The organism is Photobacterium sp. GB-72 (assembly GCF_003026095.1).
Lineage (GTDB): Bacteria > Pseudomonadota > Gammaproteobacteria > Enterobacterales > Vibrionaceae > Photobacterium.
In genome coordinates this window covers 62206-88992 of the sequence record NZ_PYNV01000004.1, presented here as the reverse complement: position 1 = coordinate 88992, position 26787 = coordinate 62206, and the positions used below count along the sequence as shown (strand labels likewise).

Annotated in this window: 22 protein-coding genes; 12 read left to right on the top strand and 10 right to left on the bottom strand. The window is 41.2% G+C overall.

The features are described from left to right. Positions 1-448: 448 nt before the first annotated feature. The 11 genes from C9J40_RS07000 (at position 449) to mgtE (ending at position 9371) form a co-directional block, all read left to right on the top strand. Positions 449-1408 (top strand): calcium/sodium antiporter, encoded by a 960-nt coding sequence (locus C9J40_RS07000; protein ID WP_107206534.1) that lies wholly within the window; start codon positions 449-451, stop codon positions 1406-1408. A 14-nt stretch (positions 1409-1422) separates the two neighbouring features. After that, complete coding sequence (locus C9J40_RS06995; protein ID WP_107206533.1) at positions 1423-2394, top strand: KpsF/GutQ family sugar-phosphate isomerase; 972 nt, start codon at positions 1423-1425, stop codon at positions 2392-2394. Positions 2395-2456: 62 nt separating this feature from the next. Then, positions 2457-3020, top strand: a complete 564-nt coding sequence (lptC, locus tag C9J40_RS06990; RefSeq protein WP_107206532.1) for an LPS export ABC transporter periplasmic protein LptC — start codon at positions 2457-2459, stop codon at positions 3018-3020. After that, positions 3001-3507, top strand: coding sequence for a lipopolysaccharide transport periplasmic protein LptA (lptA, locus tag C9J40_RS06985; RefSeq protein WP_107206531.1), 507 nt, complete (start codon positions 3001-3003; stop codon positions 3505-3507). The genes lptC and lptA overlap by 20 nt, the downstream gene beginning before the upstream one ends. Before the next feature lie 9 nt (positions 3508-3516). Continuing rightward, complete coding sequence (gene lptB, locus C9J40_RS06980; protein ID WP_005371141.1) at positions 3517-4242, top strand: LPS export ABC transporter ATP-binding protein; 726 nt, start codon at positions 3517-3519, stop codon at positions 4240-4242. A 73-nt stretch (positions 4243-4315) separates the two neighbouring features. After that, positions 4316-5785 (top strand): RNA polymerase factor sigma-54, encoded by a 1470-nt coding sequence (locus tag C9J40_RS06975; protein ID WP_107206530.1) that lies wholly within the window; start codon positions 4316-4318, stop codon positions 5783-5785. A gap of 35 nt (positions 5786-5820) precedes the next feature. Beyond that, on the top strand, positions 5821-6108 hold the full coding sequence (hpf, locus tag C9J40_RS06970) for a ribosome hibernation promoting factor (protein ID WP_005371137.1): 288 nt from the start codon (positions 5821-5823) through the stop codon (positions 6106-6108). Positions 6109-6110: 2 nt separating this feature from the next. Continuing rightward, entirely contained in the window at positions 6111-6560 is a 450-nt protein-coding gene (gene ptsN, locus C9J40_RS06965) for a PTS IIA-like nitrogen regulatory protein PtsN (protein WP_107206529.1), read from the top strand. Between the two features lie 39 nt (positions 6561-6599). Continuing rightward, positions 6600-7451 carry an RNase adapter RapZ gene (gene rapZ / locus C9J40_RS06960; RefSeq protein WP_107206528.1) on the top strand — a complete coding sequence of 284 codons (852 nt, stop codon included), beginning with the start codon at positions 6600-6602 and terminating at the stop codon, positions 7449-7451. Beyond that, positions 7448-7720, top strand: coding sequence for an HPr family phosphocarrier protein (locus tag C9J40_RS06955; protein WP_107206527.1), 273 nt, complete (start codon positions 7448-7450; stop codon positions 7718-7720). Before rapZ ends, C9J40_RS06955 begins: the two co-directional genes overlap by 4 nt. A 289-nt stretch (positions 7721-8009) precedes the next feature. Beyond that, positions 8010-9371 carry a magnesium transporter gene (gene mgtE / locus C9J40_RS06950; protein WP_107206526.1) on the top strand — a complete coding sequence of 454 codons (1362 nt, stop codon included), beginning with the start codon at positions 8010-8012 and terminating at the stop codon, positions 9369-9371. Positions 9372-9458: 87 nt separating this feature from the next. Here mgtE and pmbA read toward each other — a convergent pair whose 3' ends face one another. Continuing rightward, the gene (gene pmbA, locus C9J40_RS06945) at positions 9459-10802 is read right to left on the bottom strand and encodes a metalloprotease PmbA (protein ID WP_105061026.1); all 1344 of its coding nucleotides are present in this window, start codon (positions 10800-10802) and stop codon (positions 9459-9461) included. A 113-nt stretch (positions 10803-10915) separates the two neighbouring features. Between pmbA and yjgA the strand changes: the two genes are divergently transcribed. After that, positions 10916-11443, top strand: a complete 528-nt coding sequence (gene yjgA, locus C9J40_RS06940; RefSeq protein WP_107246317.1) for a ribosome biogenesis factor YjgA — start codon at positions 10916-10918, stop codon at positions 11441-11443. A gap of 99 nt (positions 11444-11542) precedes the next feature. Here the strand turns inward: yjgA and tldD are convergent, their stop codons facing one another. The 9 genes from tldD to C9J40_RS21985 form a co-directional block, all read right to left on the bottom strand. Then, positions 11543-12988, bottom strand: coding sequence for a metalloprotease TldD (gene tldD / locus C9J40_RS06935; protein ID WP_107206524.1), 1446 nt, complete (start codon positions 12986-12988; stop codon positions 11543-11545). A 19-nt stretch (positions 12989-13007) separates the two neighbouring features. After that, positions 13008-13826, bottom strand: a complete 819-nt coding sequence (locus C9J40_RS06930; RefSeq protein WP_107206523.1) for a carbon-nitrogen hydrolase family protein — start codon at positions 13824-13826, stop codon at positions 13008-13010. Between the two features lie 107 nt (positions 13827-13933). Next, positions 13934-17797 (bottom strand): YhdP family protein, encoded by a 3864-nt coding sequence (locus C9J40_RS06925; protein ID WP_233220306.1) that lies wholly within the window; start codon positions 17795-17797, stop codon positions 13934-13936. A gap of 31 nt (positions 17798-17828) precedes the next feature. After that, a complete protein-coding gene (gene rng, locus C9J40_RS06920; RefSeq protein ID WP_005371112.1) occupies positions 17829-19298 on the bottom strand; it encodes a ribonuclease G in 1470 nt (489 codons plus the stop codon). Positions 19299-19310: 12 nt separating this feature from the next. Further along, a complete protein-coding gene (locus C9J40_RS06915) occupies positions 19311-19883 on the bottom strand; it encodes a nucleoside triphosphate pyrophosphatase (RefSeq protein ID WP_107246314.1) in 573 nt (190 codons plus the stop codon). Positions 19884-19972: 89 nt separating this feature from the next. Continuing rightward, complete coding sequence (gene mreD / locus C9J40_RS06910) at positions 19973-20461, bottom strand: rod shape-determining protein MreD (protein WP_107206520.1); 489 nt, start codon at positions 20459-20461, stop codon at positions 19973-19975. After that, entirely contained in the window at positions 20451-21428 is a 978-nt protein-coding gene (mreC, locus tag C9J40_RS06905) for a rod shape-determining protein MreC (protein WP_107246312.1), read from the bottom strand. Before mreC ends, mreD begins: the two co-directional genes overlap by 11 nt. Positions 21429-21471: 43 nt before the next feature. Next, on the bottom strand, positions 21472-22515 hold the full coding sequence (locus C9J40_RS06900; protein ID WP_005371106.1) for a rod shape-determining protein: 1044 nt from the start codon (positions 22513-22515) through the stop codon (positions 21472-21474). 126 nt (positions 22516-22641) lie between these two features. Then, positions 22642-26649 carry a DUF6701 domain-containing protein gene (locus tag C9J40_RS21985; RefSeq protein ID WP_158259547.1) on the bottom strand — a complete coding sequence of 1336 codons (4008 nt, stop codon included), beginning with the start codon at positions 26647-26649 and terminating at the stop codon, positions 22642-22644. Positions 26650-26787 lie beyond the last annotated feature (138 nt).

The following is a 26787-nucleotide window of genomic DNA, read 5'->3' as shown; positions in this document are numbered from 1 at the left end:
TTATGGCTTAGCCACGGGAAAAATCATATTTATCGCGTGAAAACCATTATAGCTAAGGATAATAAGGAGAATAAAACATCAACTCAAGTTAGTCGGTTCATATCTCATCTATTGTTACAGTGTTAAGGCGTATTGCTGTTATTTTAAACGCCAACTACTTGGATAACGATTCTTATTAACCTTTTCTTGTATTATTTTAACTTAACAATTGAACGCTATTCAAATATTTGTATCATCCCTAAAAATAGCAAGGCTTTACAATCCATCATGATAAATTCATCGTGATTGTTATTTTCCCTCATAAATGTTCACAATAGAGAGAATTAGTCATTTGTTATACTTCCCTTTTGCTTTGCTAACCGTCAAAATTACGGCCTAATATCAAAAGCGATTCAACGCTAGATTTACTGTACTCGTTTTTAACGTGCCATTTTTAAAAGGGATTAGAATGCTCGAAGCCATTGTATTGCTCTGTGTAGGGTTAGTGTTATTAGTATGGAGTGCCGATCGATTAGTATATGGCGCTGCAGCACTGGCTAAAAATTTTGGTGTTGCGCCACTTGTTATCGGTATGACAATACTGGCAATGGGCTCTTCGGCACCCGAAATGATGGTTTCAGCGACCGCAGCACTTGCAGGTAAAACCGATACAGCAGTAGGTAATGTGCTTGGCTCTAATATCGCCAATATTGCTCTGATTTTAGGTATAACGGCAATGTTGAAGCCACTATCAATCAGTTCAACCATTATTCGCCGTGAATTACCGCTAATGTTAGGCGTGACCGTTATTGCTGGCCTCTTACTGTGGGATAATTATTTAGGCCGAATGGAAGGCGCTTTTCTTGCCGTGCTTTTTGTCCTGTTTTTACTTGCGATGTTAAAAATCAGCAAGTCGAGCAAAAACGATCCTCTTGCTGAAGAGCAAGAAGCTGAGATCCCAACCGGCGTTAAAAACTCATCCGCTATTATCTGGGTCTTTATTGGTTTAGGTTTACTGCTTTACTCATCTGATATGGTAGTAGAGTCAGCCGTAGTTATTGCTAAACACTACGGCATGAGTGACTTAGTGATTGGTTTAACGATCATTGCTGTTGGTACCAGTTTGCCTGAGCTTGCCGCTTCTATCGCGAGTATTTACAAGGGTGAAGATGATATGGCGGTAGGTAATATCATCGGCTCCAATGTCTTTAATATTTTAGCAGTAATGGGTATACCTGGGCTGCTAAACCCATCAGTATTAAGTCCTCTTGCGATGGGGCGTGATTTTTATGTCATGCTCGGACTGTCTGTATTGTTATTATTAATGGCATTAGGTAAACGTCGTCGAATCAATCGTGTTGAAGGCGGTCTTTTGGTACTGTGCTTTATTGCTTACCAAGCTTACCTATTCTTAAATATTTCCGCATAATGGAGAATAATCAGATGTCTCGCTCCTTTGACTTTTCTAGTCATGGCAAAAAAGTGCTGGATATTGAAATTCAAGCATTACAAAACATCAGCCGATATATTAATGATAGCTTTAATAAAGCCTGTCAGCTGGTACTCGATTGCCAAGGCAAAGTCATTGTGATGGGAATGGGTAAATCGGGTCATATTGGTAGAAAACTAGCAGCAACACTGGCGAGTACCGGTACACCTGCCTTTTTCGTACATCCTGGTGAAGCAAGCCATGGTGATTTAGGCATGATCAAACAAGAAGATGTTGTGATCGCAATTTCTAACTCTGGCGAAGCAGCTGAAATTTTAGCGTTACTGCCTGTTATTAAACGATTGGGAATTCCCATGATCAGCATGACAGGCAAGCCAACGTCCAGTATGGCAAAAATGGCCGTTATCAACTTACAGATCACTGTAGATAAAGAAGCTTGCCCATTAAATCTAGCACCAACCTCAAGTACGACAGCAACACTTGTGATGGGTGATGCATTAGCAATTTCAGTTATGGAAGCACGTGGATTTACGGCAGATGATTTTGCTTTGTCTCATCCAGGTGGAGCACTTGGCCGAAAATTATTAATGCGTATCGCGGATGTCATGCATACCGGTAAAATGCTGCCTATTATTGAAGAAACAGCCAGCATTAAAGATGCCTTGCTAGAAATCTCAAAAAAAGGCTTAGGCATGACGGCTATCGTTAATAATAAGCAACAACTTAGCGGGATATTTACCGATGGTGATTTACGCCGTTTACTCGATAACCATATTGATATCCACAATACGAGTATCGGTGATGTGATGTCTTGTAACCCGCAAACCATTTCTCCTCAACTGCTCGCAGCTGAAGGGTTAAAAATAATGGAAGATCGTAAAATCAATGGGTTGCTTGTGACTGAAAACGCTCAACTGGTTGGTGCATTAAACATGCATGATTTATTAAAAGCAGGCGTGATGTAGTAGCATACTCAGTATAACGCGTAACGAATTAGAACAATGAAACATGATAAAGGCTTAAGTCTATGACTTTAAAAAGGCTACTCTATGTACTTCTGGTAATATTTTGTGCATGGTTAGGCTACAACCAACTTGAACAACAGTGGCAACAAGATCATCAAGTAAAACCTGATGATGAAAAGCCAATGTTCATTGGTAACGATATCAGTAATACAACCTTTGACCCCACAGGTATTCGTAGTTATCAAATCGATTCAGATCATCTTGAATACTTTGAAAAAAGTGGTGAGACCGATTTTGTAAAACCTGTATTGTGGGTATTTAAGGAAGGTAAGAATGCAGAATGGCGGATCAGCTCCAATACCGCTATCTTAGATAAAAATAAGGTACTGAATCTTCATGGCAATGTTCGTATGTTTAACTTATTACCCGATTCAGATATCCAAGTGATCAAAACAGATAACTTGCAATTGAATATTGAAACTCAAGATTTTAATACTCAAGACCATGTCATGATTATAGGCCCCGCCTTCCAAAACCAGGGTGAAGGTATGACGGGTAATATGAAACGTAAAGTCGCTAAACTCTTAAAAAATGTGAAAAGTAGATATGAACCGACTGAAAACTAGTGCTCTACTATGCTTATTGTGTGTTAGCACATCGTCTTGGGCATTAAAAAGTGATACTAAACAACCGATTAATATCAGCTCGAATAGCCAAGAACTTGATGTAAAAAATAACATTGCAACCTTTACTGGCAATGTAAGATTACGTCAGGGCACAATTGATATTCATGCTGATAAAGTTGTTGTAACACGCCCAAATAGCAACGCCAAAGAGCAAACTATTGTTGCTTATGGTAACCCTGCCACCTTCCATCAAATTATGGATGATGGTAAGCCTATTGATGGCGAAGCATTAAAAATGCGCTATGACACAAAAACAGAATTTTTGAAAATGACGGATCACGCAGTCTTGATACAAGATGGCAGTGAAATCAAAGGTAATGTCATCACTTATAAGATCGATGAACAACGTTTGGTTGCAAAAAGTGGCGACAAAGAGCGCGTAACTACCGTCATCCAACCAAATCAATTGAACAATAACAAGAAATAAACAGTATCTATGGCTATTCTAAAAGCAGAACACCTCGCAAAAAGCTATAACGGACGTAAAGTTGTTTCTGATGTTAGCCTTGAGGTTGAATCTGGAAAAATCGTCGGTCTATTAGGACCTAACGGGGCAGGTAAAACGACATCGTTTTATATGATTGTAGGTTTAGTTGCACGAGATGAAGGTGTGATCACCATTGATGGTGACGATATTAGCCTACAGCCCATGCATAACCGTTCACGTATGGGTATCGGTTATTTACCTCAAGAAGCATCGATTTTCCGCCGCTTAAGCGTTTATGATAACTTGATGGCGGTACTCCAGACGCGCAAAGAATTAACGAAAGAAGAGCGCCAAGACAAAGCAGAAGATTTATTGGATGAGTTTAACATCCAGCATATCCGTAACAGTCTTGGCCAATCATTATCAGGTGGTGAGCGACGCCGTGTTGAAATTGCACGAGCATTAGCCGCAAACCCTAAATTTATTTTACTTGATGAGCCATTTGCTGGTGTTGACCCCATCTCTGTGATCGACATCAAAAAGATCATTGAACATTTACGTGATCGTGGGCTTGGCGTCTTAATAACAGACCATAATGTAAGGGAAACACTTGATGTCTGTGAGCATGCGTATATCGTAAGTCAAGGACAGTTAATCGCTAACGGTACACCTGAACATGTTCTCAACGATGAGCATGTTAAGCGCGTGTACTTAGGTGACCAATTCCGCTTATAACACATTACATAGGTCTGCTATTGAAGAAAAAGCCACAGCATAAAAATAATAACGACAAGGTATATCTACGTTAATGAAAACTTCGCTCCAGCTTAAGCTAGGCCAACAACTGGCCATGACGCCGCAGCTACAGCAAGCTATTCGCCTGCTGCAGTTATCTACTTTGGATCTCCAACAGGAAATTCAAGAAGCCCTAGATGGAAATCCATTGCTAGAGCTGGAAGAAAATGAAGATCTTTCAACAAACGATGATAAAGCTGCGACAGAATCTTCAACAGACGATGCCTCTGACAATATTGATGATATTGAAAGCTTTGACACCGCCGATGTTATCGATACCAATGAAATGCCAGAAGAACTCCCCGTCGATACCACTTGGGATGATGTTTATAGCGCAGGAACAGGCAGTACGGGCATTGCACTTGACGATGATATTCCTGCCTATCAAGGGGAAACCACGGAATCGTTACAAGACTACCTAATGTGGCAAGTTCAGCTAACCCCATTTAGTGAAACTGATCTTGCCATTGCAACAGCTATCATTGATGCCGTTGATGAAAAAGGATATTTATCCTGCTCTGCAGAAGATATTCTAGAGAGTTTTGATGATGATGAACTTGAGCTAGATGAAGTTGAAGCGGTATTAAAACGCGTACAACAATTTGACCCTCTCGGTGTCGCTTCTCGTAATTTGCAAGAATGCTTGTTATTGCAACTGGCTACCTACCCAAAAGAGACCCAGTGGCTCACTGAAGCCAAAATGCTACTGTCTGATCATATTGCTCTTTTAGGCAATCGTGATTATCGACAACTGATGCGTGAAACCAAACTAAAAGAAGCCGATTTAAAAGCCGTAATGGCGTTGATCCATTCGCTCGATCCGCGTCCAGGCAATCGTGTTATTCATTCAGACACCGAATATGTGGTACCAGATGTCTCTGTGTTTAAAGATCACGGCAAATGGGTAGTCACTATCAACCCTGACAGCGTGCCTCGTATTAAAGTCAATGAACAATATGCAGCATTAAGCAAAAATACCCGTAATAGTGCAGATAGCCAATTTATTCGTACTCACCTGCAAGATGCTAAATGGCTGATCAAAAGTTTAGAAAGTCGAAATGAAACATTACTCAAAGTTGCTCGCTGCATTGTCGAACATCAGCAAGACTTCTTTGAATATGGCGAAGAAGCGATGAAACCCATGGTATTAAATGACATCGCCCTTGCCGTAGAAATGCATGAATCCACCATATCTCGAGTCACAACGCAAAAATATATGCATACACCTCGAGGTATTTTTGAATTGAAATACTTCTTCTCAAGTCATGTCAGTACGGATAATGGTGGCGAATGTTCGTCTACTGCCATCCGCGCACTGGTGAAGAAACTTGTTGCAGCAGAAAACCAAGCGAAGCCATTAAGTGACAGCAAAATTGCGACACTACTAGCCGAGCAAGGCATTATGGTAGCAAGGCGGACTATCGCTAAGTACCGTGAATCCTTAGGTATTCCGCCGTCGAACCAGCGAAAACGTCTGATCTAGATTAACAGGTCAGATCCAACAAAAGGAAGATGTCTATGCAAATCAATATTACAGGGCACCATGTTGATGTAACCGATTCTCTTCGTGAGTATGTCACGACCAAGTTTGAAAAACTTGAGCGCTTCTTCGATAAAATAAACAATGTCCAAGTAATACTTAATGTTGAAAAGCTTCAACAGATCGCTGAAGCTACGCTACATATTAACGCAGGGGAAATCCACGCAAAAGCGGATTCTGAAAATATGTATGCTGCGATTGATGAATTGACTGATAAACTCGTCCGTCAATTAAACAAACACAAAGATAAGCTCAACAGCCACTAACTATGCAACTTAGTCATGTATTGAGCCTGGACTGCACTAAAAGTGCAGTCCCTTGCTCCAGCAAAAAACGCGCGCTAGAACTCATTAGTGAGATAGCTGCCGCTCATCTCGATCAAAACCCACAGCCACTATTCGAATGTATGCTCAATCGTGAAAAGATGGGGACTACAGGTATTGGTAATGGTATTGCGATCCCTCATGGACGTATCAGTAATAGCGATCAAGCCATTGCCGTACTGATTCAATGCCAAGAACCGATTGATTTTGACGCAATTGATAATCAGCCCGTTGATCTTCTGTTTGCGCTGTTTGTACCAGAAGAACAATGTAAAGAGCATTTAAAAACGCTTGCAAGCATGGCTGAAAAGCTAGGTAACAAGCAAGTATGTAAACAACTGCGTCATGCAACTAGCGATCAAGAGCTGTATCATATCCTTACCGATGAATCGTGAGCTTTTACTCCATATCCCAATTACCGAGGTAAATAAACCATGATGTTAATGGTTGTAAGTGGCCGTTCTGGTTCAGGAAAATCTGTCGCCTTACGTGTGCTTGAAGATCTCGGCTATTACTGTGTCGATAATCTACCTGTTACTCTACTGCCGCAATTTGTCAAAGACATTGCCCATACTGAGCAAGATATAGCAGTCAGTATTGATGTACGTAACATGCCTCAGCAGCCAGGTGAAATACAGCGTATTCTCAAATCACTTGAGAACGATGTTGATGTTAACGTTGTTTTTCTCGATGCTGATGATAAAGAGTTAGTTAAACGTTATAGCGAAACTCGTCGCTTACATCCTTTATCTCGGCAAAATATGACTCTAGAGCAAGCGATTACCTCTGAAAGTGCCATATTAGGTGATTTAAAAGAGCACGCTGATTTAGTTATCGATACCACAAATAAATCCATTCATGATTTAAGTGAAACCGTTCGTGCTCGCGTATTAGGTCGAGAAGCAAAAGAGCTGATTCTTGTTTTTGAATCATTTGGCTTTAAGCATGGTTTACCTTCAGATGCCGATTATGTATTTGATGTTCGCTTTTTACCCAACCCTCATTGGGTACCTGAACTCAAACCCCAAACAGGGCTAGATCAAGAGGTAAAAGATTTTCTTTCCAGCCAAAGTGAAGTGAATCAACTTAATTACCAAATTCGTAATTTCATCGAAACTTGGCTCCCAATGCTTGAAAAAAACAACCGCAGCTATGTCACGGTAGCCATTGGTTGTACTGGCGGCCAACATCGTTCTGTCTATATTGCACAATCTCTTGCTGACTACTTTGAACACCACGGTCAACAAGTCCAAGTTCGTCACCGCACATTAGAAGAAAAACAATGACTGTCCAACGCGAATTATTTATTAAAAACCGACTCGGCTTACACGCACGCGCGGCAATTAAACTGGTTGAACTAGCACAAAGCTTTACCGCAGTGATCACCGTGAGTAATGCTGATGTATCAGCCACTGCTGACAGTGTCATGGGGCTTTTAATGCTTGATTCTGCGCAAGGACAAAAAATCATGGTAAGTGCTGAAGGTTTAGACGAAGTCTCAGCACTTAACGCTATTTCCGCTTTAATTGAAGCCGGATTTGATGAAGAAAATTAAACATTACGTTTAAGACTCAATGCCACTCACTTTTCAATTACACTTTAAATGATTTTCTCATGTGTCATTGACAACTAAATCTGAAATTCTGCTTTAATTACCGCTATTATTAATAACTCTGTAGGCAACTGGTGATAACTTTCCGTTAAATAACCGAGTAATTGTGTATGTGATATATGTGAGAAGGATAAATCTGCTCATTATACGTAAAACATGTGAGACAAAAGCTAGGTGATTACGTTAAAATTCAACTTATTGCGCCATCAAAATATAAGTGGGCCTAATACCTATGGCGGATGTATTAGAACAAGATCAAACCCATCAACGACTCCAAGAAGTTAATACTGCATTAGAAAATGGCATGTTTGTCCATGTTCGCCGACTCCTTCAAGAAATGGAGCCGGAAGATATTGCACATCTGTTGGAAGCCTCTCCTCCGAAAGAACGTCAAGTACTATGGCAACTGACCGATCCTGAAGAGCAAGGTGAAATCCTTGATGAACTATCTGAAGATGTAAAAGATGGTATCGTCTCGCAAATGGAGCCAGAGAAACTGGCTGCTGTGACCGAGGGGATGGAAAGCGATGATGTCGCTTATGTACTGCGTAGTCTTCCTGATGAACGTTATCAAGAAGTACTGGCGCAAATGGATAGCACTGACCGTCATCGTATCGAGAAAGCGCTCGCGTACCCTGAAGATACTGCTGGCGGTATGATGAGTACCGACTTCATCACCATTCGTGGTGATGTTACCGCTGATGTTGTCTTACGTTATTTGCGTATGCGAGGCGAGTTACCTGAAGCGACAGATGCTTTATATGTCGTTGATAGCAACGAAACCTTAATAGGCCATTTATCTCTTGCTACACTAATTACGACACAGCCTGATATTGAAATCAAAGATGTGATGGAAGATGCAGATGAAGCTATTCCTGTCGATATGCCTGACAGTGAAATCGCCAATTTGTTTGAACGTCGTAACTGGGTTTCAGCACCTGTTGTCGATCAAAATAATCTATTACTTGGTCGTATTACTATCGATGACGTGGTCGATCTCATTCGTGAAGAAGCCGAACACTCAATGATGAGTATGGCGGGTATGGACGATGACGAAGATACCTTTGCGCCGGTTTTAAAATCAGCCAAAAGTCGTAGTATTTGGTTAGGTGTTAACGTATTAACAGCACTCGCTGCAGCCTCTGTTTCCAACATGTTTGAAAACACTTTACAACAGATGGCTACTGTTGCTGTATTGATGACTATCGTTCCCTCAATGGGTGGCGTTGCCGGTAACCAAACCGTTGCTCTGGTTATTCGTGGTTTAGCTGTCGGTCACATCGGTGATACCAACACCCGCTGGCTACTAAGTAAAGAGGCCCGTGTTGGTTTAATTAATGGCTTTATATGGGCGTTAATTATCGGTGCGGTTGTCGTTGTTTGGAAAGGCAGTTTAATGCTAGGTGCTATTATGGCCGGTGCAATGCTCGCGAACTTATTTGTCGCCGGTGTTGCGGGTGTATTGATCCCGATTGGATTGAAAAAACTCAAGATCGATCCAGCATTAGCTGGCGGTATGGCATTAACGACGTGTACTGATATTGTCGGTTTAATGGTATTCCTTGGTCTTGCGACTATCTTCATTACCCCCTAAAAACAGCCCTTTCCTGTAATATGAATAAATAAAAAAAGCCCGAATCATGTTGATTCGGGCTTTTCGTTTTAATCAATTTAGCAAAAATTACTCACCAGCAATCTTCATTGAATCTAATAACATCGAGCCAGTTAAGATCTGACTGCGAGTTTCAGTATCATTACCAATAGCAACGATATTCTGCATCATATCTTTTAAATTACCGGCAATCGTAATTTCAGACACTGGATATTGAATTTGACCATTCTCAACCCAGAAACCCGCTGCACCACGCGAGTAATCACCCGTTACGATATTCACGCCTTGACCCATTAGCTCTGTGACCAATAAACCTCGATCCATCTTCTTCAGCATTTGCTCAAAAGACTCACCGGTCGATTTCACCATCCAGTTATGAATACCACCCGCATGACCTGTTGGTTGCATATTCATTTTACGGGCAGCGTAGCTGGTCAATAAGTAAGTTTGTAGCACACCGTCGGTAATGATTTCACGGTCATAAGTGGCTAAACCTTCGCTATCAAACGGGGTACTCGCCATACCACGTAAAATATGTGGACGCTCGCTAATACCTAACCACTCAGGGAAAATTTGCTCACCTAACTTATCAACTAAAAAAGAAGATTTACGGTACAGATTAGCACCACTGATCCCCATCACTAAGTGACCAAACAAGCCTGTGGCAATATCCGCTGCAAACATCACAGGTGCTTCACGGGTTGTCAGTTTCTGCGCATCAACACGCCCCACTGTACGCTCAGCTGCATGGCGACCCACACGCTCTGGTGTCCACATCTCAGAGGCTAAACGTGAAGTGGTGTAGCTGTAATCTCGCTCCATCTCACCATTTTTACCTTCCGCTATCACACAACAACTGATGCTGTGACGACTTGAGGCATAACTTGCCAACATGCCGTGGCTGTTTCCATAAACACGGACACCGTAATGGCTATCATAGCTTGCGCCATCACTTTGTTTAATTCGAGGATCATAAGCTAATGCGGCTTCTTCTGCAGCAATAGCAATCGCTGCTGCGCGATCGGGCTCTGGCTCATCTGGATGGAATAAATCCAAATCAGGAATATCACGTGCCATTAATTCTTTCGGACCTGGCCCTGCAAAAGGATCTTCTGAAGTGTAATTAGCAATATCCAGTGCGGCTGCTACTGTCTGAGCAATTGCTGATTCACTTAAATCAGAAGTTGATGCGCTGCCTTTGCGATTTCCGCGATAAACAGTGATCCCTAATGCGCCATCACTATTAAATTCAACATTCTCAACATCACACATACGTGTAGAGACACTGATCCCTGTTGTTTTGTTAATGGCTACTTCGGCGGCATCCGCTTGTTTACCGGCGACTTCCAGTGCTTTCGCAACCGCAGCTTCCAGTTCAACACGCTGCTGGGCTACCTGTTCTCTTACGTCCATACAATCACTTAAGGTTAGAGTTTTGCTTATTGGTTATAGAATAATGTAATTTACGCCCAAAATCGTTATTAAACTGATAAAATAGAGCTATTGATAGTGTTAGTGAGCCCATTATGAGCCGTAAAAACAAGAAAGCCCCTTGGGATGAAGAAGAAGAAATCATCTGGGTAAGTAAATCCGAGATGAAACGCGACATGGATGCGCTACAAAAAATTGGTGAAGAGTTAGTTGAATTAACACCTAATGCACTCGCTAAGATGCCTCTTGATGACGAAATGATGGATGCAATTAAAGACGCTCAGCGCTTTAATAAAGAAGCACGTCGTCGTCAACTTCAATATATCGGTAAGCAAATGCGCTTTATCGACATTGAACCAATCCAAGCGGCACTCGATAAATTACGTAATAAGCACTCTCAGCATACTGTTGCGCTGAAAAAGCTTGAGCTAAAACGGGATAAGTTAATCGAAAATGGCGATAGCATGATCAATGCTATCTTAGTCGATCACCCAGATGCTGATCGCCAACATTTACGCCAACTTGTTCGCCAAGCAACAAAAGAAAAATCACAAGAGAAGCCAGGTAAGGCTTACCGTGAAATTTTCCAATACCTTAAATCTTTATACCTAGAAGATAAGTAATCACTCACCTCTTTTCGTTGTGATAAAGTAAAAATAAAAAAAGCCAGCAGGAATTATTCATGCTGGCTTTTTCTTTATCAAATAGACGTGCGAGAAGATTTACTCAGTGCCGCCTACTGTCATTGAATCAATTTTCAGGGTTGGCTGACCAACACCCACAGGTACACTTTGTCCCGCTTTACCACACACACCCACACCACGGTCGATATCTAAGTCATTACCAACCATAGAAACTTGCTGCATCGCTTCAATACCGCTACCAATTAAAGTTGCGCCTTTAATTGGACGAGTGATCTTACCGTTTTCAATTAAGTAAGCTTCTGATGCAGAGAATACAAATTTCCCCGATGTGATATCAACCTGACCACCACCGAAGTTAGGGGCGTAGATGCCTTTCTTCACGCTGGAAATAATTTCTTCTGGTGTATGTTCACCAGGCAGCATGTAAGTGTTTGTCATGCGAGGCATAGGTAAATGCGCATATGACTCACGACGACCATTACCAGTAGGCGCTACGCCCATTAGACGTGCGTTAAGCTTATCTTGCATGTAGCCTTTTAGCTTACCGCCTTCCACCAGCACATTGTATTGTGAAGGTGTGCCTTCATCATCAATGTTAATAGAGCCACGACGATCAACCAGTGTACCGTCATCGACAATGGTACATAACGGTGATGTGACTTGCTCACCTAACTGACCAGAGAACATCGATGAACCTTTACGGTTAAAGTCGCCTTCAAGGCCATGGCCGACAGCTTCGTGTAACAACACGCCAGGCCAACCAGCTCCTAAAACCACCGGCATGGTACCTGCAGGGGCTGCCTCTGCTTCTAGGTTAATCAATGCTTGGCGGATAGCTTCATCAGCAAAATACAATGCTTGGCTTTTACCATCGGTTTCAGTTAAGAACATTTCATAACCGTAACGACCACCGCCACCCGCACTACCACGCTCACGTTTATCGCCTTTTTCAACCAGAACACTGATAGATAAACGAACAAGCGGGCGAATATCTGCCGCATAAGTGCCATCAAGCGCGGCAACTAACACCTCTTCATAGACACCATTGATGCTAACCGACACTTCCGTGACTAATGGCTCTTTAGTACGAATATAACGATCAATTTCTTCCAGTAATGCAATTTTTTGGAATTTATCAAGACTGCCTAATGGATTAATAGGGGCATAAATACCTGATGGTGTTAGTGGGCTGAAAGTTTGTACTTTGCCACTTCCCCCTTGGCGCACAATACCACGTGCCGCTTTGGCACTTTGCGTTAATGCCAATAGGTTTATTTGATCAGAATATGCAAAACCTGTTTTCTCGCCAGCAACCGCACGTACACCTACACCACGATCGATATTAAACGAACCATCTTTAATAATACTGTCTTCCAGTACTAACGACTCATGCCAGCAAGATTGGAAATAAATATCGGCATAATCCACATCTCTTGCTGCAATTAGCCCAAGGATATTATGCAGTTCATCACGGCCAAGACCTGATTGGTCTAGCATGGTATTTTCTACGGTGTTAAGGGTCATTAATTTGCTCTTAAATTATTTAGCGCGGTTGAACATAAAATTTAGTATGTTCAGCAACAGGCATGTTGGCGCGGATCTTCTCAGATAATTGTAAATCAATATTGGCAGTCAGAACACCGGTGCCTTGCTGCTGACAGGCAACAATTTGCCCCCAAGGATCAATAATCATTGAGTGGCCCCATGTTTCTCGCCCTTCATTATGCTCGCCCCATTGTGCAGCGGCAATCACCCAACACTGAGTTTCAATAGCACGAGCTCGTAATAATACTTCCCAATGCGCTTTACCTGTTAACTTAGTAAACGCTGCGGGCACAACAATAATATCAGCACCTTGTGCGCGTAATGCACTATATTGCAATGGAAATCTTACATCATAGCAAATCGACATCCCGATATTGCCATACGGTGTTTTTACGACTTTAAGCTCATCACCCGCTTTAAAAGTATCAGACTCTCGATAGCTACGGTGTTTATCGGCAACATCGACATCGAACATATGCAGCTTATTATAATGTTCTTGGAGTTGGCCTTTATCGTTATATAACAAGCTGGTTGATGTGATTGAACCATCGGGTTGTAAGATAGGCATTGAGCCCAGTAAAAGCCAAATGCCTAACTTTTCAGTTAATGCTGATAATTCTTTTTGAAATGGGCCGTCATTGAGAGGTTCAGCCCATTTCTGGTAATCTGCTTTACTACCAAAAACTAAGGTATTTTCAGGAGTAACAACCAATTTAGCCCCTTGTAGCTGAAGCCCTTTCACTTTCTTTTTTAATTTAGTGAGATTATGTTCAGGATCGGCTCCCGAATTCATTTGTACTAAACCAATCTTCGCCATGACCTTCTCCCTGGGCCTATACACTTGTTATACTCAACATATAACGTATTTATTACTATCTCTTTGTTGTACCACTGATAAAAATTAACGCAACCCATTCATTTAGCTTACTCATCAGGCACAGTATACTCACCAGATAAGCGTGAGCGCTCTACAACGTTCGGAGCTTCAATCGAACCCGTTACTTGATAATTAACCTGAGTGATCACATCTAACACGGGTGATAACACCGTTGAAATAGCTAACACATATAACGCTGTTTGTGGAGCAACAGCAAAAGCGGTTAAAACAGGTAAGCCCGAGGTAAAGTCAGGAATAAACTTCACATTTGCATCGACCTTTTCATTCACCAGATCAACCTTACCTTTAATGTACATATCACCGGCTAATGCTTGCATCTTGATATCGTTACTATAAAAGGTGCCTTGCTTAATTATTCCTGTTCCTTTGATATAGTTAAACGCTAAGCCATTATCAAATACCCCCGAGAAATCGAGCTGCATTTTTCGAATAATAGAATCTAAACTAAACAGGCCAAGCAATCGTCCTGCGCCAAATGCGCCACTGACTAGCCCTTTGCCAATATCTGTTTTCACCTTGCCATTTAATGTTCGGCGATCCATCGCCCAAGGTGATCCTTGCCATGCGGCTGAAATACTCGTATCAAACGATGCATCTTGCACGCCACCTTCAATACCAAAGCGACCTACTAAATCGGAGCTATTGTCACCTTTCACCATGAAACTTAACGCCGAATGATTACGGTTATCTTTAAAATACCAACGTCCATTAGCATCTAATTTGATATTACCAGCATTAATATTGAACGTTTTCAACGTTAATTGATTTGAGGACTTCTCAAGTACAGCATTGACTTGCCCTAATCGATAACCCTGTAGCCATGCATCCGATATCGTAAGTTTAATAGCAGGGATCGCAGCCATTACCTTACGATCTAGCGCTGTGACTATCGGAGATAATAGAGGAGGCGCTTTTTTAGTAATATCAGCTTGCTGCTGAGTAACTGACTTTTTATCTAATTGTGGAAAGTTAAGATGAAGGGATTTAAAGATCGCATTCACTGTATTTTTCTGATCCCAAGTAATATAGCCTTCAGCTTGTCGGCTCTCTAATTTCGCGGACCACTGATGACCATGTTTGACATGCAAATTAACATCATTCCACACTAACCCGCCCAAGGTTAACTGCTTAACTTTTGCCTCTATCTTGCTTGGAATCGGCCATACAATCCCCTCATTACCATGGCTTTTATTGGTGTTTGATTGTTGCCACTTATTCGCAAAAGCGATCCACGAATCAACATTGAATGCCTTAGTATCGATATTCACCACATGTCCAATACCTAATGATGACTGAATCTCTTTTTTACCAATCATCAAATCACTGGCTGCTAATTGTGGTTTTCCATCAATAAGGTTCACACGTGCTTGATAAGCCGCATCAGGCATCTGAAGTTGCCCATTAAAGCTTTGTGCATTGCCATCAACATTCACCGTCATAAACTGCGATTGATTGAGCTTAGGTTGATAAGATAACGGATAGGGTAAATCACTCTTAATGTGGGTAAGAGGTAATAGACTTTTTACTTTGTAAGTAAAATAATCACCTTCTAAATCTACCTGGACATTTGTTTTCCAATCACTGGTTCCTGAAAGATAATGCAATAACTGTTTAGGAATATAAGGCTGCAATCGAGCGACTTGCCAATCACCAGCCACATCAACATTTACTCGATAATGATTGTTTGCAACATTATTACCCGTAAATCCAAGCCTAATCGGTTGATCAAATAATTTACCGCTTAAGTCTTCAGCCCTAATTTTGGCATTATCAAAGGTTAAACTACCGTAAGTATTATCAACAGTCAGAGCTGGTGTTCGTAAATCGATACGATTATTTTTAAAAAACACCTGACCTTTCGCATCCACATCACTGCCGTCAAAAGGTATATCAAGGGTTAATTTAGCTGTAACAGGCCCATTCACCCTCACTGTTTGTAATGCGCTCCCTACAGAATCGGCTAATGGCGTTTTCAGCATGTACTCTGTAACATCTTTGCCACTAGCGGCAAGATCAAATGCTAGTTTCAAATGCCCATCAGGGGCTAATTTTGCCCCACCAACCACATTAGAGCCAACGGCTGATAACGTTTTTACATGACTGGCATCAATCGTCATACGATCATTTTTAAAGCCTAAATTAAGATTGAGATCTGTTAATAATGGCCAATCAGGATCAAACTGAAATTTTGCTTTTTTCAGTGGGACTTTAACTTCAAAGACACCATCATGATTAGGATAAGGAAATGTGTTTAAAGGACCAAACCAGAGCAGTTCAGCGTCTTTCACCGTACCGCCTTTTATCGCGGTAGCTAGATAATGGGTTAATTTATTACCAAGCGCTGGTCGAGGTAAATAACGCCATGTTTGCCCAGCATCTTTAACCGACGCTTCACCATAAAAAGCCAACCATGCAGGCGATTTTTGATAAAAATCGAGTCTAAATTGCCCTTTTGCATTGAGATCTGGGGTGGCCACACTCAGTTTATCACTCCATAAACTGGTGCCTTGATTATCATGTTTCCAATATGCATCAATCGTCGCGTCATTGATGTTTAATGGTTTCGGAAAAACCTTACCATAAGGCAGAGCATCATCATCGACTCGAATTTTCACTGCACCTTGTGTTGTATCACCAGCAATACGCGCATTTAGCTTATTAATACCAGGTAGTAACTGCCACTGTTTAAATGCTAAATCATCAAGATTTAATGAAAAATGGATCGGCTTATCTTGCTCGCCAGCAACCCGAATTTTTGTCACCAGCCCTGTCGGTTGTAACGCAGTGATCGCTTCCGTAATACTATTCGACTTGGGTAAAAAAGATCGCAATGGTAGTAATCGATCTAATTTGATATTGGTCAGTGCGGCTTTCCAATTTATAGGCTGCCATTGCTTATTAAGTGAAAATTGCGCTGCGATATCAAATTTAGGCCACGATATCTTATCGGTAGCTATATCAAATTGCTCGGTATCAATCCGCCATACGCGTTGCTGTTTATCGAAGGTGGGCTTTAGCGCAACAACGCCACCGTTAATAACAATTTGGTGTGATTTATGTTGGGTCGTCCAATCAATATGACTTTTGGCAAGTTGGATCATCGCTGAACTTATCGTGCCTTGATCTAACGATAACCACGCTTGCATACTCAATTTACTGTCTGAAATATCAGCGACACCGGTAAATTTTTTATTTAACCATGGTGTGACCGAAATGTTTTTTCCTTTGAGATATAGCGTTCCATTCACACTAGACAAACCACCTTGTTCGGTAATGTCTGCTTTTACTTCAACTTGGCCTAATGGACTATTAATCAATCCAACGGAACCTTGAGCAAAATGATGCCCTCCCTCATTGCGCCAGTTAAGTTGTGTAACCGCTAGATGTAATGCTTTACCTGAAGGAGAAGGAACGGTAACCGTCGCGTTTTTTAATGTCACATTATCAATACGCGTGAAAAAAAATTGCTCTAACCGTTTAACAAAAGAAATATCAGAAGAGGGTTTCGAAGCACGACGTGGAAGTTGTGTAATATCTAAATCGAATTGCTCAATTTGGACATGTTTAAAGACGGGTCTAAATGTCAGCACTGACTGCCAGAAATCTAAATAGATCTCGGCTTGCCCAACCTTCACTAATGGTGCTGAATGATTATTTTCAGCCACCGATAATTGGTTAAATTTTATTTCGGGCCCCGATTGTAGCCAGCGCCCATCAATATTTTCTACCGATATTTGGGTATGTGTTTGCTGAGAAAGCCACTGCGCTATTGGCTGACGATAATGGTCAAGGTGAGGAAGAGAAAAGCGGAGAGTACTGATCAAAATAGCCAATGTTACTGCAACAATAACCACTAACCACAATACACCACGTAAGGTTTTTGCCACCATACGGTTCACTGACTCTTCCCCATTGGTATCATTACATCATTACCACATCGAACTGCTCTTGGTTATACAGCGGCTCAGGCTTTATTTTTACTTGTTTACCAATAAAGACCTCAAGCTCAGCTAATGCATGCGATTCATCCCCCATAAGGGCCTCACCCACCGCGGATGAAACATACACGATAAATCGATCAGCATCGTAAGCACGATTGACTCGGGTTATTTCTCGCAATACCTCATAGCAAACACTTTCAACTGTTTTCACCGTACCACGACCATCACAAGATGGACACGTGCCACACAACACATGTTCAATACTTTCACGCGTACGTTTACGCGTCATTTCAACCAAGCCTAATTGCGTAAAGCCATTAATATTGGTTTTCACTCGATCATAAGAAAGTGCTTGCTCAAGCGCTTGTAAAACGCGTTGTTGGTGTTCCTCTGAAATCATATCGATAAAATCAATAATGATAATGCCGCCTAAATTACGTAACCGTAATTGGCGTGCGATAGCTTTCGTTGCTTCAATATTGGTATTAAAAATAGTCTCGTCGAGATTTCTTCGCCCAACAAACGCACCGGTATTAATATCAACCGTGGTCATCGCTTCTGTTTGATCGATGATCAAATACCCGCCAGACTTCATTTCAACTTTACGATCTAAGGAGCGCTGAATTTCAGACTCGGTATCATAGAGATCAAAGATAGGCTGCTGACCTGAATAATATTCAATATTATCTGTCACTTCAGGTACGAACTCATCTGTAAACTCTTTTAATTTATCAAATGCTTGGCGTGAGTCGACTTTGATATTATCAATTTCAGTACCAACAAAATCACGTAAGATACGTTGCGCAAGCCCTAGCTCACCATACAACATCGAACGTGGCTTATACTTAGCACGACGCTCTAATACTTTACGCCACAAGTGCTTTAAAAAAGCAGCATCTTGAGCGACTTCATCAGTATTCGCCCCTTCTGCAGCCGTTCGAATAATAAAGCCGCCTAAATCATCACAATGCTGTAAAACCGCTTTTTTCAAACGATCACGCTCTTTCTCACTTTCAATCCGCTGAGATACACCAACATGGCTTGCTCCCGGCATGAAAACAAGGTAACGAGACGGTAAGGTAATATCAGTCGTTAACCGCGCACCTTTAGTTCCCAGAGGATCTTTCACCACCTGTACGACAATGTCTTGCCCTTGACGAACCAGCTCTGAAATGTCGCGCACCTGAAATTGTTTTTTCTCATTTTCAGCCACACATTCCGTGTGGGGAACAATATCTGAAGCATGTAAAAATGCAGCTTTATCTAACCCAATATCGACAAATGCCGCCTGCATACCAGGAAGTACGCGACTTACTCGCCCTTTGTAAATATTTCCGACGATACCGCGTTTCGATTCACGTTCAATGTGGATCTCTTGCAATACGCCATGTTCAATCATTGCGACACGGGTTTCACTCGGCGTCACATTGATCAGCAGCTCAGTGCTCATGGTTGCCTCTACTTATAACTTTAAAAAATCTTGTAACAGGATGTCGGTTTCCACTAGCGGTAACCCCATCACTGCATAAAAACTGCCATCGATACGTTCAACGAATTTGCCACCTAAGCCTTGGATGCCATAACTGCCCGCTTTATCTTGTGGCTCTCCACTTTGCCAATATTTTTTGATTTCGTTATCTGACAAAGGCTTAAACCACACTTGCGTGATCACTAGCTTAGTTTCAATCCTTTCTTTCGTTGCGACTGTCACTGCGGTCATCACTTGATGTTGACGACCAGACAGCATTTTCAGCATACGCGCTGCATCATTAAAATCGACAGGTTTTTCTAATATTTGCTGATCAGCCACAACAATTGTGTCCGATCCTAAAACAGGTAAATCAGCCGGTGCTGCTTTTACTCCAGCTAAGGCTTTATCGCGCGATAAACGCTGAACATAATTTTCAGGGCTTTCGCCTATTTGGTGGCATTCTTCGACATCTACCACAACACGTTCAAACTGATAGCCTAACTGATTTAATAACTCCATTCGACGAGGCGAACCTGAAGCAAGATATAATTGAATAGCAGCCATGATACACCTCAAACTTACATTTATACTTTAAAAACATTTAATTATAAATAAGGGGAAGACCAATTGGCTTCCCCTTTATGCTATTGCGATTAACGAATCGAAAATTTACGACGTATACGCCGTAATAATAAGAACAACCATGGCCATAATATAAAGTTTAATACGACAGCCCATAATTGTTGTGGCTCAAAAGTTACATTTGAGACTAAGTATTCAGCCCAGTATTCAATAAGCTTACCGGCTAATGATAACAGCGCGAAGACAATCGCTTGTTGTCCTAATGACAGGTTACGAAGTACTCTAAAATTTAAAGCAACAATGTAAGCAATCACCGACATCATTAAGCCGCGGACACCTAACGTAGATCCTAAAATCAAATCCCACAATAAGCCGATAATTAAAGCAGTTCCCACGTTAACACGATGTGGTAAGGCTAATACCCAATAACAAGTAACCAGTAAAACCCATGAAGGTCGAAACGGTTCCAACATTCCGGGCCAAGGAGCTGCTTGCAGCACCAGCGCAAAAACGAATGACAACCAAATCCAAATTCGGCCATGTGCTTGGCTAGTTGGCATTATTCACCTCACTGCTCGGCTTTTTGTTCTCAATAGGCGCTGTTGATTTTACACCATTTGCTGGTACAGCAACTGCAGGAGAAATGGTTGAAACCGCACTTGAAGGCGCAATCGATTTTGTGGCTGACGTTTCTGCCGCTTTCATTCTATCGGTTGGCCAGACTAATAATAAGTAACGTAATCGGTCAAATTGCACGGTTGGTTTAGCGATAATTTGTGCAAATGGGCGTTTATTGTCAAAAGAGAACTCAGTTACACGTGCAACCGGATATCCTTCAGGATAGCGACCACCGAGCCCAGAGCTCACCAATAAATCACCTACACGAATATCCGTGCTGCTTGGGACATGCTCAAGTTGAAGCTCATTACTCTTTCCAGTTCCTGTTGCAATAACACGAATGTCGTTACGCACAACTTGTACTGGAATAGCATTCGTCGGATCAATCAGTAATAAAACACGACTATTATGCGCGCCAACATAGGAGATCTGCCCAACAATACCTTTATCATTAATAACAGGCTGGCCTTCATATACTCCATCAACACGCCCTTTATCAATCATCACTTGATGACTATAAGGATCAGAGTCGACCGCCATCACTTCGGCGATCATTTTACGCTCACCACGAACAAACGGTGAACCTAATAAATTTCTTAAACGCTGATTTTCTTGCTGTAATTGATCAAGCAATAAAACATTACTTTTCATCACCAACAAATCACGCTTCAACGCTTTATTCTCAACTAATAATTGCTGATGAGAACTCATTTGACCATTAAGGCCATCAAGTAATTCACGCGGTAAATTAGCCGCATACTGAAGCGGAGCGATTGCTGAGTTCAAAAAATAACGAACATTGGCAAAAGCATCAAGACGACTATCGGCTAGCATAAGGCTAGCCGATAGTAATATGGCAAGAAACAGGCGTAATTGCAGAGAGGGTCCTCTGCCAAAGATAGGTTTCATCTAACGCTATAACCTGTTTTATAGAAAACTAACGCAGGCATTATTACTCTTCGCTGAAGAGATCGCCACCGTGCATATCAATCATTTCTAACGCTTTACCGCCACCACGAGCCACACATGTTAGTGGGTCTTCAGCAACAACCACAGGAATACCTGTTTCTTCTGTAAGTAGACGGTCTAAATCGCGAAGTAGTGCACCACCACCCGTCAGTACCATGCCACGCTCTGAAATATCAGATGCAAGCTCTGGTGGACACTGTTCTAGTGCAACCATTACTGCAGATACAATACCTGTTAGTGGTTCTTGTAAAGCTTCTAGGATTTCATTTGAATTTAACGTAAAGCTACGCGGTACACCTTCTGCAAGGTTACGACCACGCACTTCAATTTCACGCACTTCATCACCTGGGTACGCTGAACCGATTTCATGCTTAATGCGCTCAGCGGTTGCTTCACCAATAAGACTACCGTAGTTACGACGTACGTAGTTGATAACGGCTTCATCAAAACGGTCACCACCGATACGAACCGATGATGAGTAAACCACACCGTTAAGTGAGATCACTGCAACTTCTGTTGTACCACCACCGATATCGATCACCATAGAACCCGTTGCTTCAGACACTGGCATACCAGCACCGATAGCAGCCGCCATTGGCTCATCGATTAAGTAAACTTCACGAGCACCAGCACCTTGTGCTGATTCACGGATTGCACGACGTTCAACTTGCGTTGAGCCACAAGGAACCGCAACTAACACACGAGGGCTTGGGCGAAGAATACTGTTGTCATGTACTTGCTTAATAAAATGCTGCAACATTTTTTCAGTCACATAGAAATCAGCAATTACACCGTCTTTCATTGGGCGGATAGCAGCAATATTACCTGGTGTACGACCAAGCATTAATTTTGCGTCATGACCTACCGCTGCAACACTTTTTGTTGCGCCTGCACGGTCTTGACGGATTGCAACCACAGAGGGTTCATCTAGAACGATGCCCTGTCCTTTGACATAAATAAGGGTGTTGGCAGTACCCAAGTCAATAGACAGGTCATTAGAAAACATGCCACGAAGTTTTTTAAACATAGTCTTCGGCTAATCCTGAAAGCTCAAAATTCGTTAAATTGCACTAAATGTACCAAGCGCTAGACACTGAAACAAGGTAAGGATTGTCAAACCTACCACAGATTTGCAATTTATTTGCGCTAAGGCCTAATTTAACCCTTTTTCACCTCGATAAACGATGCGATCACTCCCACGATATACACCAAATGTCACAATCGCGGATGGATCTTCATCACCTAATTCTCGCCAATTATAGGTTAGCCACGGTTGGTGCTTTTTGTTGGTTTGGCTACAACCAATATTACTTGGTGTGTTGGTTGCAATACGTAACCAAAAACGGGTTTGTTGTTTTTTATAATTAGCAGGCGGTGATAGTTGTGGATGAGCTTCAATTTCATCGCTTTCACCAACGCTGACCTTTCCCGTTACATTAGTTGTTAACGTCGATGTATTAGTCCCATCACCCGGATGTAATGCCAGCTTACAATAATAATTACTGTTGTATGTTGAGCCACTATCATCAGTATGGGTTTGAAATTCACTACCATCCCAATATTCAATCTTTAACGGCAGACTAACAGGTTGATCAAATGGGCTGATCGCATCATCTAGAACCATTCGCCCATAACGTAAATTAGGCGTTTCTTCGAACTGTGCGATGGTATATGTATCGATAACATCGTTTTTAACCGATGTACTACTTCGAATAGATATGGGATCTTGATTTTCTGTTATATACCCACCAAAGCGGCTATTACTTGAAGACCAAGGACCATCTTCCTCTGTTGTTGGGTTGATAGCTGCAATAACCTTACGTGCTAATAGCCATGTTTGTTGAACGTCACGATTCCAGTTTCCCTTAAAGCTCTTCTCTGTCAAGCCTGTTATATGATGATATGAGAAACGATGATTTAAGCTCGTTAATGATGGATCCTCATACGCAGTCAGTGCAACATCAGCTTGATACGCCAAATCAAAGTTGTTGTAGTTATTCACTTGATTACCCAACGCATTTTTCGCTTTAATCATGACTTGAACATTAAATGGCTGGCTTAAATAAGCAAATTGATCATGTCCGTTTGGATATATAATGCGGTTAGGTTGAAGCTCTAAATATTTAGGGTAAAAACGGCCAATATTGCGATAGCCTTGATTAACATCCATACCCAAATATTGTGCTGCCGTATTCGCTTGTAAACGCACACTGCCGACTTCACTCCAAGATAAATCTTTATAGGTTAAAGCTTTAGTATGTTCTTGTACTTTAATGCCTTGCAATTCACCTGGCTCACCATTCATAGGTGTTATTGAATGATCTGATGGAATAGATAATTTAACATTTGCAGCTGGAGCATCTGATTTATAAAAGTTAGGTGTAATTGTGCTTTCACACAAATCAATGCTACTTGAATACCGACTATTAATATCTGCAGTTTCAGATCCCGCATTGCGCCAGACAATAGGTTTTACATCAACATCAAATTTCTCACCCGATGCCACAAAGCCTTCACCTGATGATGATGTACCGTCTGCTTTTATATATTCACCATCTTGATTTTTGGGACACACGGCAAGTGTCCATGGGCGGGCATGCACTTCAACAGAGCCTTCTAATTGTTTCCAACTCCCAAACTCTGTTGGTAATTCATCATCTGTAGAAAAAATATCGCAGCCGGTTGATAACGAGCAATTAGGATCTGCAAGGTTTAACCCTACAATACCTGCATCGGGATATTTCAGCGCAAAGGTCGCTAACCCCTTATCAAAAGAAAATGTTTCTTGAGACGTTTGCCAGTCACTATTCATAGCCTTTATTTGTAAGTCGCCATTACCCTGGCTTGCTGGCTGTAAGAAAGTACTCGTCATAACTAACGGTTTATCACCTTGATAACCTGTTGCAATCGTTACTTGATCATTTTTGCAAGCAAGGACTTTTACTTTAATATTTTCCCTAGGTTTACCCGCAATGACTTTTATTGGACTTGGCGAAATATCAAATTTAAACGGTACAAACGTATAACGACCATTAACGGTGTTGGTTGATGGGGAATTATTTAATTGTCCTTTAACCGCTATATTGCCGATATAATCATGACTTTTAAGCCGCAACTGACCAACACCATTTTTAATATTAACGTCAGCGACTTCTGAAACATCTTTATAAGGCGTTTCACTATTGATTGGAAACCACGATGCTTTTCCAGCTGTTGAAATATTGGTGGTTACTGATACTGAACCAGAATAGGTGTCAGCTAGCGTTCCGTCTTCATTTTTAACACTAAACGTAACAGGCAAATAATCGCAGGTTAATGAAAATGCAGTTGATGGCTCAATCTCTAAAATATAATTATCAGGTTTAGGGTCAAAACACTCACTTTCACCAATAATTTTTGATTTATTAATTAGTTCTATCTGATTAATCGTTACCGAACCATATACTATCGCATTGTTACTTAAGTTCGTTTTCTTCTCTGAATAGATAAGCGCCTTTACAATAGAGCTGTTAGACACTGCGTTAAAATCTTTAAATAACAAAGTCGAAGTTGGTGGCTCATTATAGGCGTAGATCACCAAATTATCAGGACTGCCATCTACATTAATTAAAGCGCCATTAGTTCCTGATGTATGGTTAAAAGAGTAACCTCTGGTATAGATAACTACTTTATTATTTTCTGGAATAACAATTCGAGAACCATTTACGATAAAACTATCAATCCAGTAGGTGCCCGTTTTTAATGTTAGCTGACTATTTGAATCTAAAGATAATGTTTCAATTTTCATCTCTTTGTTTAACGTTATAGATCCGCCTCTAACAGACAAATTTTTATATTCACTGTATGGGATCTCTGGTTCAATTTGTTTTCCAGCGTCAAAGACATTATTACTTTTATTTTCTTTAAAGCTAGGAAGTTGAGGCTTATTTTCTTTCTTTACAATTAAATCTTGGTTCTCATTACATGGAGAATCATCACAACCTTTATCAAGGTAATTATTTATACTTTCTTGGCGAAAACCGACATACCTTTTATTTTTGATTTCAACCGTATTTATTAGTCGACTATCTTTCCCAATTTGTAAACTCGGATCACTATTACCTTGCCATGTTTGAGCTGGGCTTAGAAAATATTTACAAATATTATTGGCCAGCGGCTTTTTAGCGAAAGCAAAAAAGCCCACCTTTTCTTTTATATGTGCGCGTTGACCTATATACGTCCATGGTGGGATATCTTCATCAACAACAAAACTCACCTGTGTTAAGGACTTCTTACACTGACGAACCCAGCCACCTTGTCCACCTTGGCGCTGCAACTTCCCGGCGATAAAATTTGGAACAGTGGTATAAGTTTGACGAAGATTAATAGGAGTATTACATGTGTACTGTAATGGCTTCAGTTTACCCGAATTTGAAACGATATCACCTGATGAAAATTCATAGTCATAACCATTGGTTTCACCAATATTAGGAACACTGACTAAATAACCAATTTTCTCATGTTCCTCAACGTCAATATCACGTTTATTTACACGCGTAATTTCAAGACCTAGGTCAAATCCGATTGATGAAATATTTTTAGTTGCGGTCGTTAACCAGCGTTCATTGTTTTTCGTTTGGACTTCTGAGAGAACAATCGGCGATTCACTCAACAATGAAGAGTACGAGGAGAGATCCACTCTTTCATAAGCTGGTGAAGACCTTTTACCATCTGCGGAATATCTTTTCGTATTCACACTGCCTGCGAATACTCGGTGTCCATCCTCAAATGTTGTAACCCCCTCTTCAATAACCAAATAAGAAATCACTGGCATTTGATTACGTGATAACGAATAGGAGTTAGACAGTGGCGCAACTATTTGTGCTACGGAAAAAGATTTTTTTGTAACATTTAACAAAGCAAGGGTCTGAGGGGCGTCATTATCTGGATTATCGCTGGGTATTGTTGGCATTAAAAATACAAGCGGTTTAGTCGCATATGCATTTTTTAATCTAACAACACAACCAGATTGATCCTCATAGGAGTTTGCTGATTCAGGTAAAATAAATGATGAACAGGTGCTGGTATCAAATGTACCAAATTCATACTGAGCACTATGCGCTTGCCATGCAAAGAATAAACTGAAAAATAAAACGTTGATTAACTTAAGACATAAACGCATAAACATCCTTTTACCCAAAATAAAAAGCGAGTCCGTGCCTTAAGGGTATTTGACTAATTTCAACTTAATATCTTAATTATTAATAACGCAAACATCTACATTCAGAGTAAATAATTACACACAAAAAAGCCGAGAGAT

What these genes read in the sequence shown, in the direction of transcription:
- C9J40_RS06915 (WP_107246314.1), bottom strand. Translation starts at nt 19,883, where the DNA reads ATGGCTGCTATTCAATTATATCTTGCTTCAGGTTCGCCTCGTCGAATG.
- ptsN (WP_107206529.1), top strand. Translation starts at nt 6,111, where the DNA reads ATGCAACTTAGTCATGTATTGAGCCTGGACTGCACTAAAAGTGCAGTC.
- tldD (WP_107206524.1), bottom strand. Translation starts at nt 12,988, where the DNA reads ATGACCCTTAACACCGTAGAAAATACCATGCTAGACCAATCAGGTCTT.
- C9J40_RS06930 (WP_107206523.1), bottom strand. Translation starts at nt 13,826, where the DNA reads ATGGCGAAGATTGGTTTAGTACAAATGAATTCGGGAGCCGATCCTGAA.
- rapZ (WP_107206528.1), top strand. Translation starts at nt 6,600, where the DNA reads ATGATGTTAATGGTTGTAAGTGGCCGTTCTGGTTCAGGAAAATCTGTC.
- mreC (WP_107246312.1), bottom strand. Translation starts at nt 21,428, where the DNA reads ATGAAACCTATCTTTGGCAGAGGACCCTCTCTGCAATTACGCCTGTTT.
- lptC (WP_107206532.1), top strand. Translation starts at nt 2,457, where the DNA reads ATGACTTTAAAAAGGCTACTCTATGTACTTCTGGTAATATTTTGTGCA.
- C9J40_RS06925 (WP_233220306.1), bottom strand. Translation starts at nt 17,797, where the DNA reads ATGGTGGCAAAAACCTTACGTGGTGTATTGTGGTTAGTGGTTATTGTT.
- C9J40_RS06975 (WP_107206530.1), top strand. Translation starts at nt 4,316, where the DNA reads ATGAAAACTTCGCTCCAGCTTAAGCTAGGCCAACAACTGGCCATGACG.
- hpf (WP_005371137.1), top strand. Translation starts at nt 5,821, where the DNA reads ATGCAAATCAATATTACAGGGCACCATGTTGATGTAACCGATTCTCTT.
- mgtE (WP_107206526.1), top strand. Translation starts at nt 8,010, where the DNA reads ATGGCGGATGTATTAGAACAAGATCAAACCCATCAACGACTCCAAGAA.
- mreD (WP_107206520.1), bottom strand. Translation starts at nt 20,461, where the DNA reads ATGCCAACTAGCCAAGCACATGGCCGAATTTGGATTTGGTTGTCATTC.
- yjgA (WP_107246317.1), top strand. Translation starts at nt 10,916, where the DNA reads ATGAGCCGTAAAAACAAGAAAGCCCCTTGGGATGAAGAAGAAGAAATC.
- lptA (WP_107206531.1), top strand. Translation starts at nt 3,001, where the DNA reads ATGAACCGACTGAAAACTAGTGCTCTACTATGCTTATTGTGTGTTAGC.
- C9J40_RS06995 (WP_107206533.1), top strand. Translation starts at nt 1,423, where the DNA reads ATGTCTCGCTCCTTTGACTTTTCTAGTCATGGCAAAAAAGTGCTGGAT.
- rng (WP_005371112.1), bottom strand. Translation starts at nt 19,298, where the DNA reads ATGAGCACTGAGCTGCTGATCAATGTGACGCCGAGTGAAACCCGTGTC.
- C9J40_RS07000 (WP_107206534.1), top strand. Translation starts at nt 449, where the DNA reads ATGCTCGAAGCCATTGTATTGCTCTGTGTAGGGTTAGTGTTATTAGTA.
- lptB (WP_005371141.1), top strand. Translation starts at nt 3,517, where the DNA reads ATGGCTATTCTAAAAGCAGAACACCTCGCAAAAAGCTATAACGGACGT.
- C9J40_RS21985 (WP_158259547.1), bottom strand. Translation starts at nt 26,649, where the DNA reads ATGCGTTTATGTCTTAAGTTAATCAACGTTTTATTTTTCAGTTTATTC.
- pmbA (WP_105061026.1), bottom strand. Translation starts at nt 10,802, where the DNA reads ATGGACGTAAGAGAACAGGTAGCCCAGCAGCGTGTTGAACTGGAAGCT.
- C9J40_RS06955 (WP_107206527.1), top strand. Translation starts at nt 7,448, where the DNA reads ATGACTGTCCAACGCGAATTATTTATTAAAAACCGACTCGGCTTACAC.
- C9J40_RS06900 (WP_005371106.1), bottom strand. Translation starts at nt 22,515, where the DNA reads ATGTTTAAAAAACTTCGTGGCATGTTTTCTAATGACCTGTCTATTGAC.